A 16789-nucleotide genomic window follows, 5' to 3' on the forward strand; every position below is an offset into this window, starting at 1 on the left:
ATCGTCATTCTCAGGCGGTGTTTTTGTCATTTATTTTATTTTCTTTTCACACCTTTGTTTGGTAATATGAGATTTGGATGTTTTCAATTATTTCCATTATTTTATTTTACTAAAGCCTACGCTAAGTAAAAGGAAGGATGTTTGATTTGAATAAAAATATTGCGTATGTATATATCCTTTCTGGTGCAGCATTATGGGGTATGATTGGCTTATTTGTAACGTTTCTTTATGAAGCTGGTTTTTCTCCGACCCAAGTGGTTGCGATTCGTGCAATATCTGCCTCTATTTTTCTTTTATTCTTTGTTTTCTGGAAAAAGAGAGAAGCCATTAAAATTAAACTTTCTGACAGCAAGTATTTTGTAGGAACAGGTGTAATTAGTATCGTTTTTTTTAATTGGTGCATGTTTGAGGCAATAAAAGAAACTTCAATTTCAGTATCAAGTGTACTCCTGTATACCGCTCCAGCGTTTGTTATGATTTTCTCTAGATTTTTATTTAAAGAACTATTTACAATCAGAAAAATTTTAGCGCTCCTTATTACCTTTATTGGTTGTATTCTTGTTATTGGACTTTTCCAAAACACAAATGAGTCAGTAACTATTTATGGTCTTTTAGTAGGATTAGGATCAGGTTTCTTTTATGCGTTATATAGTATTTTCGGTAAATTTGCCCTTATAAAGTATTCATCTGTAACTGTGACAACCTATACATTTGTTTTTGCTGCTATTGCCATAACTCCGTTTAGTGGACTTTGGCATGTTGGAACTATCTTTACGAATCTAGAAGTTTGGCTTTCAATTATTGGACTTGGCCTTTTCTCGACACTGTTAGCGTTTTTGCTCTATACCAAAGGGTTAGAGAGTGTTGAATCAGGTCGAGCCTCAATCCTGGCAACAGTAGAACCAGTAGTCGCTACTTTAATTGGATTCCTCGTCTTTCAAGAAAAGTTAAGCGTATGGCAATATGTTGGTATTATTGCTGTTATTATGGCTGTATTCATTGTTCACGAAAAGAAAACAAATCATACTGACATCAAGCTACAAACTTTAAAAAATGATATCTAATAAAAAACGAGGAATATGAATCTGTGATATTCATCTCCTCGTTATTTTTGTTGCTTATTTAGCTGTCTTTGATCATATAACCGATCGAGTTCGTTAATATATTCTTCGTCAAATTGACTTGATAGATGTTCACAAATTTCTTTTGCCCGCTTTGGACTAGCTCCATTTGTTGAAACTGAAATGGAAAGTCTCCCCTTTTTCACTGACTTAGGTACTATAAAATTCCCTTTCGTCATATCACTTGCTACATTTACCAACTGGTGATTATTCACATTCTCAGACACCCACTCGTTTACGGCAGGGTCATTTGTAGCAGCAACAATAATAAATGCTTGCTGTAAATCTGAAAGTTCGACCTTTTTTTGCTTCCATAAAATTTGCTTTTTTTGACTTAAATCTTCTATATCATTAATAATTTCAGGGCTAATAACAGTTATATTTGCTCCTTCATCTAAAAATAATACAAGACGTCGATAAGCAATTTTCCCTCCACCAATAACTAAAACTTGACGATTGTTTACATCAATGTGAAGAGGCAGCATTCTACTTCTCCCCTTTAAAAGTATATGATCCATCACGATTGTCAATTGCTTCTAGAACACGCTTTGTAAAAAGATCCAGAAGAATTGGGTGTGGTCCAAGATAGGAACAAACTTCGATATGACGCTCGGTCCAATCAAATGCTTTTATTGTTTGATCGATCTCTTTTTTTAATAAGCCGGTAAAAATTAAATACGGAATAATAAAAATTGATTGCTCTTTTGATTGATGAATATCCTCAATCATTTTCTTAAAACGTGGTTCTGCGGCTGTTAAGAAACAAGTGTATACTTTTTTGATTTCTGAACTTTCTTGTAAATAAGAAGATATTTTGTTTAAGTCCCGGACAACGTCTTTATCACTACTTCCTCTACCAACAAGAATAGCAATGGAAGAATTCTTTATGGGGGATTTTTCATTCACCTTGTCCATTAGCATATCTGCAAGGAGAGGATCTACTCCTATCGGTTTACCGTACGTCACATGTACATTCGGAAATGCTGCTGATACATGGGCAACTTCTACAGGAATATCACTTTTAGCATGTGCAGCTGTTAATAATAATAGCGGAATAACTGCAATAGTTGTTGCACCCTGCTCCACACATGTTTTAAAGCCCTTTTCAATCGATGGTTCAGCTAATTCCAGAAAACATACCTCTTGAATTTGTGCATGAATTCTAGGTTTAACCTTTTCGATAAATTCAACTGCCTCCTTGCGAGCTTTAGGAACTCGGCTTCCATGACAAACATATAAAACAGCTTGCTTCATAGCATTAGAGCCTCACTTTGTTCATAATCTGAGATCATATTCTCATACCAACTGAGATGTTCTCTTAGAGAAACAACTTCACCGACAATAATCATACTGGGATTTGTAACTTTTTGTTTGATAACTTGATCATAAATATCCTCAAGAGTTCCTGTTACTGTTTTTTGAGCATTTGTTGTTCCCCAGTGAATAACTGCAACAGGGGTATGTCTATTTCTTCCATGTTTAATAAGCTGTTCCTGAATATATGGCAAATTACCAACACCCATATAAATAGCGATTGTATCGATTCCCTTGGCTAATGATTCCCATTTCATTTCTTCATCATTACCTTGTTTTTTATGCCCCGTAACAAATGCAACACTTGCACTTAAATCTCGATGAGTAACTGGAATGCCGGCATAAGCAGCTGCTGCAACACCTGAAGTAATTCCCGGTATGACTTCATATGGAATACGATGTTTTTTTAACGCTTCAGCTTCTTCTCCTCCACGTCCAAAAATAAATGGATCTCCACCTTTAAGTCTTGTCACGATCTTACCCATTTTTGCATAATTGATTAAACAATAATTAATCGTTTCTTGCTTCATTGTATGATAGTTTGGTAGCTTCCCACAATATACAAGCTCACAATCTTTTTTTGCATGTTTAAGAATTTCCTTGTTTACTAATCGATCATATAAAATCACATCTGATTGTTGAATGCATTTTAGAGCTTTAATCGTTAATAATTCCTCATCACCAGGTCCTGCTCCAACTAAAAAAACCTTTGACATGAAAGCTCCCCCCATCTTTTTACTGAAAAGAAGATATTTTTTAACGTAAATGAAAGTAATAGCAATTGACCTCAGCCAATTGCTATTATCATTAACATATTAATTTTGAATTAAGCCTTTTTCTAATAAAAAATTGACAATTTGCTTTACAGATGCTTCTATATCTTGAGATTCAGTATCAACAGTTATTGCAGGATTTACCGGCTCCTCATATGGTGAATCTATACCTGTGAAATGCTTAATTTCATTATTTCTCGCTTTTTTGTATAAGCCCTTTGGATCACGTACTTCACATTCATCTAGTGAGCATTTAACATAAACTTCAAAAAATTCATTATCAGAAAGAATGTCTTTTACTTGTTGTCTGTCTTCACGAAATGGTGAAATAAATGCAGTTAGCACGATTTGGCCACTGTCTACAAAAAGCTTGGATACTTCACCGATACGGCGAATATTTTCTTTTCGATCATCATCTGTAAAACCTAAGTCTTTATTTAATCCATGACGGATATTATCGCCATCAAGAACATATGCCTGAATGTTTGATTCATACAAGTATCTTGCAAGTGCATTAGCTAATGTTGACTTTCCAGATCCTGAAAGACCAGTAAACCATAAAACATAGCTTTGGTATTTATTCTTTTCTCTTCTTTCTTCTTTTGTTACAGATGCATCATGCCACACAATATTATTCGCTGTCATGCTAAATGACCTCCTTTTTTAAGAATTAACCGTCTCTCTCATTCCTCTAATTAAAACTTCTACAACTTCTTTACGACTGAAAGTGCTTGGAGGCAGTTCTCCATTTCTTAGCATTTCGCGAACTTTTGTGCCCGATAGAATAACACGATCTTCTTTACCATGTGGACATGTTTTAGATGAAGCCATACCTTCACATTTTATGCAATAGAAGCTATGTTCAAAGAACATCGGTGTAATTCCCAGTTCATCAGCTGTAAAGTTTGAGAAGATCTTTTGAGCATCATATGTTCCATAGTAATCGCCAACACCTGCATGGTCTCTACCAACAATGAAGTGTGTGCAACCATAATTTTTACGAACTAGTGCATGGAAAACAGCTTCACGTGGTCCTGCATAGCGCATTGCAGCCGGGAAAACTGCAAGGTGTACACGATCTTCAGGGTAATAATTCTTTAACAATACTTGATAGCTCTCCATACGGATATGCGCAGGAATGTCATCAGATTTTGTTTCTCCTACTAATGGATTTAAAAATAAACCATCAACTGTTTCCAATGCAGTTTTTTGAATATATTCGTGTGCACGGTGAACAGGATTACGTGTTTGGAATCCAACAATTGTTTTCCAGTTTAATTCTTCAAATTTTGCTCGAGATTCTTTTGGATCTAAATAGAAATCAGCAAATTTTTTCTCTGGACGATTCACAAGTGTGATTTCTCCACCTACATATACATCTCCACGTTCAAACATTTTTTTCACACCAGGATGTGCTAAATCATCTGTACGATAAACATTCACAGCTTCCTTTTGTTTATCAGGTGTAAAAATATCCGAAATGTTAATTGTGCCATATGTAACTTGGTTTGACACAAGGCGAACTTCCTCACCGATTGAAAGTGTTGCTGCTTCTTCCTCTGTTACAGGTAACGTAATTGGTATGCTCCAGACAACACCATTTTTCAATTTCATATTCTCAACAACAGATTCATAATCTTCTTGAGTTAAAAATCCTTCAATTGGACTGTATCCACCAATTGCAATAAGTTCAAGATCACTAAGTGAAATGGCATCAATTTCAATTTCGTTTTGAATATGTGACACATCGGTTCCAATAGATAATTTCTGAATTAAAGTTCCTCCATGTGGAAGTAAGCTCATTGTTCAATTCCTCCAAATTTAAATGTAATATTTTGTTTGAAAAATAAATTCGTCTCCCTATCAAGACAAAACCAATGCGAATAATAGGGATTGAATTATTAAATTCCCCCGCCCTCTTCATGAACGGTACGTTTTTCCTGTTTACTTGCCTTCATAAGACTATTTGCGCCTATTGTAGCAAGTAATAAACTTCCTAACACAAAGATTGTATATAAGTCACTTTCTAAAAACAATTTCACTAAAAAATAAGACATTGTTAGTGAAACAAGTGGGGAAATTAGCCAAACCATCAACATATTTTTAACAACTTTTTGTTGAAGAACATTTGTACCTGATTTTGCAATTCCAATTCCTAATATAGAGGAAGTTGTAATTTGAGTTAGCGGGACTGGAATTCCGAAAATGGATGCGATCGTAACTAATGTAGCTCCTGTACCTGATATTAACACACCCTCAATTTTAGAAAAACTCGTGATCTTTTTTCCATTTGTTTCAAGAACACGACGTCCTAAAAATAATGCACCAAGAGCAACAAAGATTCCACCATATAAGGTCCCTTTTGAAACTGTTAGAATACCGGCACTTACTAATGGTCCGACAGCATTTGCCACGTTGTTCATTCCCGCTGAGAAGGCCTCAAAAAACCCTGCAAATATCAGCAAATAAGTAATCAGCTTTCCTTGAAAATTATACTTTTCATTAAGCTTAAATTTATGAAGTATCATGATAAATATATAGGCGATAACAAAAGCGAAGATAGGAACAATAAACCAAAACATAACAATGTAAAGTAAATTATTCACAAATAACGCCTGATAGGCAATTCCCACACCTACAACTGCTCCTACGGTAACTTCACTTGTAGATAGCGGAATACCTAATAGATTTGATAAAAACAAGGAGAAGGTTGCTGAAAAAAGGATTATAATAACCAGTTTTATCGAAATTAGTGAGGTAGGAATGATTCCCCCGCTAATTGTTTTAACAACTTCTCCACCGCCAATAACAGCTCCTAATATGACACCTATTCCGCATAAAATTAAAGCATTTCTTGGTCGCACAATTGCTCCTGATCCATATGCAACACCCATTGAGGCCGCAGCGCCACTGGCACCAATATTCATTGCAAAAAAGAAGCTGATTATGATGGCAATGATCTCTAACATTTATTTATCCTCCTACTGGTGGAGGCCGCATTCTGTTTTCATTTGCCCTGACCATCTTCCTGATCTTAAATCATTTTCATCATATGCCGGCTTCGTGCAATGAAAACAACCAATACTAGGGTAACCTCTGTCATGTAATGGATTATATGTTAGATCGTTTTTATGAACGTATCTCCATACATCTTTCCATGTCCAATGAATGAGTGGGCAAATCTTTACTGAATGAAAGCGATCATCCTTATTAATATAATTTACATGTTTTCTTGTCTCAGACTGTTCACGTCTCAAACCTGATATCCAAGCTGTCGCACCGTTTAAAGTAGCAGTTAACGGAACAATTTTTCGGATATTACAGCACTGATTAGGATTCGTTTCCCACAATTTGTCGCCAAATTGCTCAGCTTGTTCTTCCAGTGTTAATTCAGGTTTCTTTAACTCAATATTCAATGATGGATACTTTTCTTTTACTTTATCAATAAGTTCATATGTTTCCTTAAAGTGAACATCTGTATCAAGGAAAACAATTTTGGCATCAGGTTTTACCTTTGAAATTAAATCTATTAAAACGATTCCTTCAATACCAAAGCTACATGCATAGACAACCTCTTCACCGTAATGGTCGTAAGCCCAGTTTATAACATTTAAAGCACCTTTATATGTTTCATCAACTTCAAAATCATTACTTGGTTCTGACCAGTTTTCATATGTTAACATACGATTCACCTCTTTCTTCCATACTATTAAACTCGGATTTAAATACCCTTTATTCATACGTTAATACTCGGGATTAAGTGTAAAACCTATCAACATAGTATGAATTATACACTTAATCTGTGATTTGACAATACATTTGCATGGTGAAATTGAAATATTTTTATTTTTAGTAAAACTCCATTAAATGCTAGTTAATAGGACTTCAGTCAAATAACCTGTACTATTACTATGAATAAATATAATCTGTCATATTAATTCAAAATTTTAGCATAATTTAAATAAATGTCAACCCGAGTTTCTTGATCGGATTAATATTTTTAATAACTCAAAAAGCGTTTTGTTAGTATCAACAAAACGCTTTTTGAGTTATTATTTGCTTTTAACCTTCAAGCCATTTTTCAGATGCTGGATTTTCTCTCCACATCTTCAACTTATTAATATCCTGTTCTGTTACATATTCTTCTTTTGCAGCAACTTCCACAAGTGTATCGTAATCACATAATGAGTGGTTTTTTATACTTGCTTCATTAAGCTTTGATTTTCCAAGGGCAAGATCATATGTGAAAATCGATACAACCCCAAGTACATCACAGCCTGCAGCACGAAGAGCTTCCACTGCTGTAATAGCACTATCGCCTGTTGAAATTAAATCTTCTACCACTACAACTTTTTGGTTTACAGAAACCTTACCTTCTATTTGATTTCCTTTTCCATGTCCTTTTGCTTTACTACGTACATAACACATCGGTAAATTCAATTTATCACTTACCCATGCTGCATGTGGGATCCCCGCTGTAGCTGTACCTGCTACAACTTCTACCTCTGGGTAATAATCTTTAATCAAAGCTGAAAGGCCTTCTGCTATGTCTGTACGAATAGAAGGGAATGATAATGTGAGGCGATTATCACAGTAAATTGGTGATTTTAACCCACTGGACCATGTAAATGGATCGTTTGGTTGGAGATATACTGCCTTGATTTCTAGTAAGTGTTTTGCGATTGTTTGTTTCATTCCCCGATTTCCTCCCAAGCTTTTTTTACATTCAAATAGGCTTTATAAGGATTCTCAGCCTTTGTTATACTTCTTCCAACGACAATGGCTGTTGATCCTAGACGACGCGCCTGACCTGGTGTTGCTATTCTAGTTTGATCATCTGATGAATCATCTTTCATTCGAATACCTGGAGTAACTGTCATAAATGAAGTTCCTAAGTTTTGATTAAGAGATTCTACCTCATGTGTTGAACAAACAACTCCCTCTAGCCCACTTTCTTTTGCATTTTGAGCATAATGAAGAACAACTTCATTAATATCACCTTTAATAAGAAGCTCTTCATCTACCATTGATTGAGAAGTACTTGTTAATTGGGTTACAGCGATACAAGCAGGACGCTTCTTACCTTCAGGTGTTCCGGCTTCTAAGCCTTCAATTGCTGCCTGCATCATCTTTTTACCGCCAGCTGCATGAACATTGACTAAATCAACATCAAGTTTAGCTAATCCGTGCATCGCCCGCTTGACAGTATTTGGAATATCATGGAGTTTCAAATCAAGAAAGATCTTATGTCCCAATTGTTTTATATGTGAGATAATTGATGGGCCTTCTTGATAGAATAGCTCCATCCCTACTTTCACGTATAGCTTTTCATCTTCAAACTTCTTTAAAAACGTTTCAACTTCTTGTCGGTCTTGAAAATCAAGAGCTATAATGAGGGGTCTGTCCATTTACCTTCCAACTCCTTCCGATACATTCCGTTACATGTTGAAAACCTAACTCATGTAATCTCGATGGCAATTGCTCGATGATTTCAGGACAAACAAAAGGATTAACAAAGTTTGCCGTACCAACTGCAACAGCACTTGCACCTGCATATAAAAATTCAATTACATCGTCTACATTTTGAACGCCGCCCATCCCAATAATCGGTATGTTCACAGCCTGGCTCACTTCATAGATCATACGAATGGCAACCGGCTTAATAGCAGGACCAGATAATCCACCTGTTTTATTCGCAATAACAGGCTTGCCTGTTTTTAGATCAAGTCTCATTCCAATAAGTGTATTGATCATCGTTAAACCATCTGCACCTGCTTGCTCAATTGCTTTAGCCATTTCAACGATGTTTGATACATTCGGGGACAGCTTTACATATACGGGGACAGCTGATACATTCTTCACAGCTTTTGTAAGCTGTGCTGCAACCTCAGGAATTGTTCCAAATGCAATCCCACCCGTTTTTACATTTGGACATGAAATATTTAATTCAAGAGCATGAACATTTTGTGCATGACTGATTTTGTCGGCTACATAGACGTAGTCCTCAATTTGAGAACCTGCAACATTTGCAATGATCGGAACATCGTACTGCTCAAGCCAGGCTAATTCTTCAGAAATGACTTTTTCTACACCGGGATTTTGCAGACCAATTGCGTTTAACATTCCAGCTTCTGTTTCTGCTACACGTGGAGTAGGGTTACCAAAACGAGGCTCCTGTGTACTAGCTTTTATCATAATTGAGCCAAGCTGGCTTAAATCATAAAAGTTGCTGTATTCTCTCCCAAAGCCAAAACATCCGGATGCTGGCATAATAGGGTTCTTTAGTGATAATCCAGGTAAGTTAATATCTAACATGTTATAAAACCACCTCTCCAGCTTTAAACACAGGTCCATCACTACAAACTTTTTTGTAGCTGGTTCCAGTTGGATCATCACCCGTGTGACATACACATGCGAAACAAGCTCCAACGCCACAGCCCATTCTTTCTTCTAGTGAAAGAAATAGTGGTTTATGACCATGAAGTTTTTCTAATGCTCTTAACATTGGAGTTGGCCCGCAAGAAAACATTGTATCGAACTGCATGTCGTGATCTTTGATTGCATCTGTTACAAAGCCTTTATACCCAAAAGAACCATCATCAGTTGTGACAATTGTTTTTCCAAGGTTGGAGAACTCTTCCTCTAAGAACACAGCATTTTCAGATTGAAACCCCAGAACATGTTGCACTTTTACACCTTTGGCTACTAATTGTCTTGAAAGCTCAAGCAATGGTGGTACACCAATTCCGCCTCCAACTAATAAAGCTGTCTGACCGCTCTCAACCTGCTCAATCGGAAATCCATTCCCTAAAGGTCCTAAAACATCCACTACATTTTCAACGACCTTTTGAGAAAGGAGCTGAGTGCCAGCCCCTTCTGCTCTATAGATCATAGTAAATTGTTTTTTCTCTTTATTGATTTCAGAAATACTAATTGGTCTTCTTAAAAGAGGTGTTGTTCCTTCTGATACCTTTAAGTGTACAAACTGACCAGGATTACCCATTTCTGAAACTAATTCACCTTGCAGTGTTAGCTGAAAAATATGTTCGGCTATTTTTTCATGCTTTGTCACGACCATGAGTTCTTTTTTTATCACGTTAAGCTCACCTCTAGTTGCTTCTTGATCTTAGGCATTGTATCTGTTGAGAATGTCATAGATTCTAAGACTCGTAAAATGGCTACAGCTGTATCTAATGAAGTTAAGCAAGGAATACCATTTTCTACAGATTCACGGCGAATTTTAAATCCATCTCTGGCAGGTTGCTTTCCTTTTGTTAATGTATTGATGACAAATTGCGCCTCACCTTTGCGAATAACATCAAGTAAATTCGGTTCATCTGCACCAATCTTATTGACTACTTTCGCTGGGATATTATAGGTTCTTAAATAATCAGCAGTTCCACTTGTCGCAAGGATTTGATATCCGATTTGATGGAACCTTCTTGCAATCTCCAAACCTTCTTCTTTATCTTTATCCGCAACTGTTAATAACACAGATCCATGATTCTTAATTTGAATTCCAGATGCAACTAGTGCTTTGTAAAGAGCTTTTTCAAGAGTTACATCTTTACCCATTACCTCTCCGGTTGATTTCATTTCAGGTCCTAATGTGATATCAACTCTGCGTAATTTCGCAAATGAGAAGACAGGAGCTTTTACATAAACACCTTCACTCTCAGGATGTAAGCCTGTATCATATCCAAGTTCTGTTAATTTCGCACCAAGAATGACTTTTGTTGCTAAGTTTGCCATTGGCACTCCTGTAATCTTGCTTAGGAATGGAACAGTTCGGCTTGAACGAGGGTTTACTTCAAGGACATAAACTTCACCTTTTGAGAGTACAAATTGGATATTTAACAACCCAACAATATTTAAGCCTTTTGCAAGCTTGATTGTGTAATCAATAATGCTGTTTTTGATTTCCTCTGATAAAGATTGTGGAGGATACACAGCGATCGAATCTCCTGAGTGAACACCAGCGCGTTCAATGTGTTCCATAATTCCAGGAATAAGAACTGTTTCTCCATCGGAAATTGCATCAACTTCAATTTCTTTACCTGTTAAATATTTATCGATTAAAACAGGGTGCTGCGGGTTAATTTTCACTGCATTGTTCATGTAGTGTAAAAGCTCAGCCTCCTGGTATACGATTTCCATCGCACGTCCACCGAGTACATATGATGGTCTTACTAATACCGGATAGCCAATGCTGTTGGCAATCTTAACAGCTTGTTCTACTGATGTTGCTGTTTTTCCAAGTGGCTGTGGTACACCTAGTGTTGCTAAAGTGTGCTCAAATTTATCTCGATCCTCAGCACGATCTAAATCCTCGAGAGATGTTCCAAGGATTTTTACGCCTCTAGCTTCTAACTCATCAGCAAGATTTATAGCTGTTTGCCCACCGAATTGAACAACTACACCCTTTGGTTTTTCTAAATCGATAATATGCATAACATCTTCGATTGTTAATGGTTCAAAATAAAGCTTATCTGAAATACTGAAATCTGTTGAAACTGTTTCCGGGTTGTTATTTACGATAATAGCTTCATATCCAGCTTCTTTTATCGCCCAAACAGAGTGTACTGTAGCATAATCAAACTCCACACCTTGGCCAATTCGAATTGGACCTGATCCAAGAACAACGACACTTTCACGCTCAGTAACAATAGATTCGTTCTCATCCTCATAAGATCCGTAGAAGTAAGGTGTTGCCGATTCGAATTCCGCAGCACATGTATCAACCATTTTATAAACCGGGATAATATCCGCTTGTTTTCTTAACTCGTAAACTTCGCGATCATTTGTATTCCATAGTTTAGCAATCTCAGAATCTGCAAAGCCCATTTCTTTAGCTTTTTGTAATGTTGTTAATTCATAAGGATTTTCTTTAAGTTTCTGTTCAAACGAAATGATTTTTTCAATTTTCATTAAGAAGAATAAGTCAATTTTACTCCACTCATGAATGGTTTCTTTACTTACACCTCTTCTTAATGCTTCTCCGATGTAAAATAATCTCTCATCTCCAGCTTTACGAATACGTTTTTCAATGAGCTCATCCGTAAATTGATCTGAATCGTTTAATCGTAGATAATCTACATCTGATTCTAAAGAGCGAACTGCTTTTAACAGTGATTCTTCAAGAGTACGTCCTATAGCCATTACCTCACCAGTTGCTTTCATTTGAGTACCTAAACGACGGTTTGCAGACTCAAACTTATCAAATGGCCAACGAGGGATTTTAGAAACAATGTAGTCTAATGCAGGCTCAAAACATGCATATGTTCTACCTGTAACTGGGTTTTTCATTTCATCTAGAGTTAAACCGACAGCAATTTTTGCAGCAAGTTTAGCAATTGGGTAACCAGTTGCTTTAGAAGCTAACGCTGATGATCTACTTACACGAGGATTAACCTCAATAATGTAGTAGTTAAAGCTATCCGGATCTAGTGCTAGCTGAACATTACATCCACCCTCAATTTTTAAAGCACGGATAATTTTTAATGATACATTACGTAGCATTTGATATTCGCGGTCGCTTAAAGTTTGACTTGGTGCAAAAACGATTGAGTCACCAGTATGAACTCCAACTGGATCAAAGTTTTCCATGTTACATACAACGATGGCATGGTCATTTGAATCACGCATTACTTCATACTCAATTTCTTTAAAGCCTGCAATACTCTTTTCAAGAAGACACTGTGTTACAGGACTGTTTTTTAACCCGCTCGTCACGATTTCTACAAGCTCTTCGTCGTTTTCGCAAATGCCTCCACCAGTTCCGCCTAATGTATAAGCTGGTCTTACAATGACTGGGTAACCAATTTGTTTAACGAACGCAAATGCCTCATCTAAATTATGGATAATTTCACTCTCAGGTACCGGCTCATTTAGCTCATTCATTAATTGTCTAAATAAATCACGATCCTCCGCCTGCTTAATCGCTGATAGTTTTGTTCCTAAGATTTCTACACCACACTCTTCAAGTACACCAGATTCAGCAAGTTCAACTGCCATGTTAAGACCTGTTTGACCACCTAATGTTGGAACAAGTGCATCCGGGCGCTCTTTACGAATAATATTGCTTAAAAACTCTACCGTAAGGGGCTCAATATATACTTTATCTGCAATTTCTGTATCCGTCATAATTGTTGCAGGGTTTGAGTTGACAAGAACAACTTCATATCCCTCTTCTTTTAGTGCGATACACGCTTGTGTTCCAGCGTAGTCAAACTCTGCTGCTTGACCGATGACGATCGGACCTGAACCGATAACAAGAATTTTATTGATGTCTGTACGTTTTGGCATTATAGAACCCCTTCTTTCTTCTTATTAGCTTCAATCATCAGATTTAAAAATTGATCAAATAATCCGTTCGCATCTTCAGGGCCTGGTGAAGCCTCTGGGTGGTATTGCACTGTAAATGCAGGTGCTTGTTTATGTTTTAGACCTTCAACTGTTCCGTCATTTAAAGCAACATGTGTTACTTCTAATCCTGTATCCTTAATTGAATCTTCCCTAACTGTATATCCATGATTTTGTGAAGTAATATCTACTTTGCCAGTGCTTAATTCTTTTACCGGATGGTTAGATCCACGGTGACCGAATTTCATTTTTTCTGAATCCGCTCCACATGCTAAGGCAAATAATTGGTGACCTAAACAAATTCCGAATAATGGAACTTTCCCTAAAATACCTTTAATCATTTCAATTGCTTCAGGTACATCCTTTGGATCTCCAGGACCGTTTGAAAGCATAATTCCATCTGGGTTAAGTTGTAATACTTCCTCTGCTGTTACATTATGAGGAACAACAACGACGTCACAGTTACGTTTATTTAATTCTCTTAAAATTCCGTGCTTCATCCCGAAATCAACTAAGACTACACGATGTCCTCTACCTGGGCTTGGATAGGCAGTTTTTGTTGAAACCACTTGAACTTGATTAGTAGGAAGTTCTGCTCCCTTTAGTCTGCTAATAACTTCTTCCGGATTTGCATCTGCAGAAACGATCGCACCTTTTAATGTACCGTGCATACGAATGATTCTTGTTAACTTACGAGTATCAACTCCGGCAATTCCCGGGATATTTTTCATTTTAAAGTACTCGTCGATTGTGTATTCACTTCTCCAGTTTGAAGGAAAATCACAAAATTCTTTTACAACAAACCCATTGATAAATGGCGTAATTGTTTCAAAATCATCTCTATTAATCCCGTAGTTTCCGATTAACGGGTATGTTAGTGTAACAATTTGACCACAGTATGAAGGATCTGAAAGAATCTCTTGATAGCCAGTCATACCTGTATTAAATACGACTTCTCCGAAATTTTCTTTATCACTTCCAAATGCTTCACCTAAAAATACTGTTCCATCTTCTAAGATTAGTTGTCTTTTCATACTGTGATGCCTCCCTTTTCCCATACAATGTTTCCATCTACGATTGTTAATGTTGGCCAGCCTTTACAATTCCAGCCTGTGAATGGTGTGTTCTTTCCTTTTGATAAAAATTCACTTGGGTCAATTGCTGCTTCTGTTTTTAAATCTACCACTGTAATATCAGCTGTTTCTCCAACTTTAAGTACTCCTCCAGTTAAACCAAATGCTTTTGCAGGCTCAATTGTTAAGAAATCAACTAGTTGTTTTAGTGTGAATTTCTTTGTTAACACGAAGTGTGTATATAGTAACGGAAATGCTGTTTCTAATCCGACAATTCCAAACGGTGCTAACTGCATACCTTCTGCTTTTTCTTCTGCTGCGTGTGGTGCATGATCTGTTGCGATGAAATCAATTGTTCCATCTAATAGACCTTCAATTAAAGCTTCTTGATCTGCTTTTCCTCTTAGAGGAGGGTTCATTTTAAAGTTCGGATCAAGTCCTGGTATATCATCTTCACATAATAATAAATGATGTGGTGTTACTTCAGCTGTTACATTTATGCCAGCACGTTTTGCATCTTTTACAACCCGTACAGATTCTTTTGTACTGATATGGCACACATGATAGTGACAGCCTGCAGCTTCCGCAAGAAGAATATCCCTTGCGATATGTACAGACTCACATACAGAAGGAATTCCATTAATACCATGTTTTTCAGAAAATTCACCTTCATGTACTGACCCTTTATTAATTAACGTATTTTCCTCACAGTGTGCAACAATCGATGCACCGATTGAAGCTGCTAGTTTCATTGCTTCAAGCATTTTCCCGGCGGATTGTACCCCTACACCATCATCAGTAAAGGCAAATGCCCCTGCTTCTTTTATACTTTTAAAGTTTGTTAATTCTTCACCAAGCTGTCTCGTTGTGATTGATGCGTAAGGTAAGACTTTAACAACAGCAGTTTCTTTAATACGATTTTGTAACCACTCCATCTGCTCCTTTGTATCAGGAACAGGACGGGTATTTGGCATTGGTGCGATTGTAGTAAATCCGCCTCTAGCAGCACTTCGTGTACCTGTAGCAATTGTTTCTTTGTGTTCACCGCCCGGCTCTCTTAAATGGACGTGCAGGTCGATAAAACCAGCTGAAATGAATTGCCCGTCAACTGAAATGATTTCACAACCATCTGTTGAGAGTTTTTCTCCAATTTCAATAATCTTACCGTCTTCCACCTTTACATCAGACTTTTTCAACTCACCAAGCTCATCTAAAATTAACCCATTTTTAAGAACAAATAACATGTTTCATTACCTCCTGATTTTGCTCAATTTGTTGTAAAGCTCTCTTTAAAACTGCCATTCTAGCGAAAACACCATTTTCCATCTGTTTAAAGATTCTTGATCGCTCACATTCTATCAAATCTCCATCAATTTCAACTCCACGATTGACAGGTGCTGGGTGCATGATAATCGCATGCTTCTTCATAAGTTTTTCTCTTTCTTTTGTTAATCCAAATTCATACAAGTAATCTTTTGCTTGATCTTTTTCTTCATGTCTTTCATGCTGAATTCTTAGAAGCATCACAACATCTGATTCTTGGATTGCAGTATGAACATCCACATATTCACCATAGGTGTTTGTTGAATCTTGCCATTTACTTGGACCGGAGAAAAGCACCTTTGCTCCCAATCTTGTCAAAACTTCTGCATTAGATCTTGCAACACGGCTATGTCTTATATCACCATGTATTGATACTGTCAAACCTTCAAAATGACCAAATTCTTGCTTTATTGTAAGTAGATCTAACAATGATTGGGTTGGATGATGACCACAACCGTCTCCTGCATTTATAATTGGAATTGATACTTTGTCAATCAAATTCTCAAAAAAGTGATCTTGCTGATGTCTAATTACCACGGCATTTGCACCAATGGATTCTAGAGTTTTTACAGTATCATACAAGGTTTCACCTTTTTGAACACTTGAATGCTCTGCTGTAAAATTCAATACTTGAAGTCCCAATTTCTTTTCAGCTACTTCAAAACTGAATCTTGTTCGAGTACTTGGCTCAAAAAATAAGTTTGAGACAAAAACTGTATCTGACGGCCTCCAACCATTCCCTAATTTATATTGTTCTGCATCGTTTAAGATTGAGTGAATTTCCTCATTCGTAAGCTGGTTCATCGTTAATACGTTTGACATG

Annotated in this window: 16 protein-coding genes; 1 reads left to right on the plus strand and 15 read right to left on the minus strand. The window is 36.8% G+C overall.

The genetic code is table 11. The features are described 5' to 3' along the window. The first annotated feature begins 146 nt into the window (after positions 1-146). The gene (locus BK577_RS18950) at positions 147-1064 is read left to right on the plus strand and encodes a DMT family transporter (protein ID WP_078434394.1); all 918 of its coding nucleotides are present in this window, start codon (positions 147-149) and stop codon (positions 1062-1064) included. Between the two features lie 41 nt (positions 1065-1105). Here BK577_RS18950 and BK577_RS18955 read toward each other — a convergent pair whose 3' ends face one another. The 15 genes from BK577_RS18955 to BK577_RS19025 form a co-directional block, all read right to left on the minus strand. Further along, entirely contained in the window at positions 1106-1606 is a 501-nt protein-coding gene (locus BK577_RS18955) for an NAD(P)-dependent oxidoreductase (protein WP_169908384.1), read from the minus strand. Position 1607: 1 nt separating this feature from the next. Then, the gene (locus BK577_RS18960; RefSeq protein WP_078434396.1) at positions 1608-2375 is read right to left on the minus strand and encodes a sirohydrochlorin chelatase; all 768 of its coding nucleotides are present in this window, start codon (positions 2373-2375) and stop codon (positions 1608-1610) included. Continuing rightward, positions 2372-3151, minus strand: a complete 780-nt coding sequence (gene cobA / locus BK577_RS18965) for a uroporphyrinogen-III C-methyltransferase (RefSeq protein WP_078434397.1) — start codon at positions 3149-3151, stop codon at positions 2372-2374. Before cobA ends, BK577_RS18960 begins: the two co-directional genes overlap by 4 nt. A gap of 99 nt (positions 3152-3250) precedes the next feature. Then, the gene (gene cysC / locus BK577_RS18970; RefSeq protein ID WP_078434398.1) at positions 3251-3853 is read right to left on the minus strand and encodes an adenylyl-sulfate kinase; all 603 of its coding nucleotides are present in this window, start codon (positions 3851-3853) and stop codon (positions 3251-3253) included. 18 nt (positions 3854-3871) lie between these two features. Next, positions 3872-5011 (minus strand): sulfate adenylyltransferase, encoded by a 1140-nt coding sequence (sat, locus tag BK577_RS18975; protein WP_078434399.1) that lies wholly within the window; start codon positions 5009-5011, stop codon positions 3872-3874. Between the two features lie 98 nt (positions 5012-5109). After that, complete coding sequence (locus BK577_RS18980) at positions 5110-6177, minus strand: sulfate permease (protein WP_078434400.1); 1068 nt, start codon at positions 6175-6177, stop codon at positions 5110-5112. 12 nt (positions 6178-6189) lie between these two features. Continuing rightward, positions 6190-6891 (minus strand): phosphoadenylyl-sulfate reductase, encoded by a 702-nt coding sequence (locus BK577_RS18985; protein WP_078434401.1) that lies wholly within the window; start codon positions 6889-6891, stop codon positions 6190-6192. 379 nt (positions 6892-7270) lie between these two features. Further along, positions 7271-7903 carry an orotate phosphoribosyltransferase gene (pyrE, locus tag BK577_RS18990; protein ID WP_078434402.1) on the minus strand — a complete coding sequence of 211 codons (633 nt, stop codon included), beginning with the start codon at positions 7901-7903 and terminating at the stop codon, positions 7271-7273. Next, positions 7900-8616 carry an orotidine-5'-phosphate decarboxylase gene (gene pyrF, locus BK577_RS18995; protein WP_078434403.1) on the minus strand — a complete coding sequence of 239 codons (717 nt, stop codon included), beginning with the start codon at positions 8614-8616 and terminating at the stop codon, positions 7900-7902. Before pyrF ends, pyrE begins: the two co-directional genes overlap by 4 nt. Beyond that, the gene (locus BK577_RS19000; protein ID WP_078434404.1) at positions 8588-9523 is read right to left on the minus strand and encodes a dihydroorotate dehydrogenase; all 936 of its coding nucleotides are present in this window, start codon (positions 9521-9523) and stop codon (positions 8588-8590) included. Before BK577_RS19000 ends, pyrF begins: the two co-directional genes overlap by 29 nt. A gap of 1 nt (position 9524) precedes the next feature. Then, the gene (locus BK577_RS19005) at positions 9525-10301 is read right to left on the minus strand and encodes a dihydroorotate dehydrogenase electron transfer subunit (protein WP_245823589.1); all 777 of its coding nucleotides are present in this window, start codon (positions 10299-10301) and stop codon (positions 9525-9527) included. Further along, a complete protein-coding gene (gene carB, locus BK577_RS19010; RefSeq protein WP_078434406.1) occupies positions 10301-13513 on the minus strand; it encodes a carbamoyl-phosphate synthase large subunit in 3213 nt (1070 codons plus the stop codon). The genes BK577_RS19005 and carB overlap by 1 nt, the downstream gene beginning before the upstream one ends. Continuing rightward, positions 13513-14604, minus strand: coding sequence for a carbamoyl phosphate synthase small subunit (locus tag BK577_RS19015; RefSeq protein ID WP_078434407.1), 1092 nt, complete (start codon positions 14602-14604; stop codon positions 13513-13515). The genes carB and BK577_RS19015 overlap by 1 nt, the downstream gene beginning before the upstream one ends. Next, entirely contained in the window at positions 14601-15887 is a 1287-nt protein-coding gene (locus BK577_RS19020; protein ID WP_078434408.1) for a dihydroorotase, read from the minus strand. The genes BK577_RS19015 and BK577_RS19020 overlap by 4 nt, the downstream gene beginning before the upstream one ends. Continuing rightward, the gene (locus tag BK577_RS19025; RefSeq protein WP_078434409.1) at positions 15871-16788 is read right to left on the minus strand and encodes an aspartate carbamoyltransferase catalytic subunit; all 918 of its coding nucleotides are present in this window, start codon (positions 16786-16788) and stop codon (positions 15871-15873) included. Before BK577_RS19025 ends, BK577_RS19020 begins: the two co-directional genes overlap by 17 nt. Position 16789 lies beyond the last annotated feature (1 nt).

It is taken from the genome of Metabacillus halosaccharovorans, from assembly GCF_002019635.1.
GTDB lineage: Bacteria > Bacillota > Bacilli > Bacillales > Bacillaceae > Metabacillus > Metabacillus halosaccharovorans.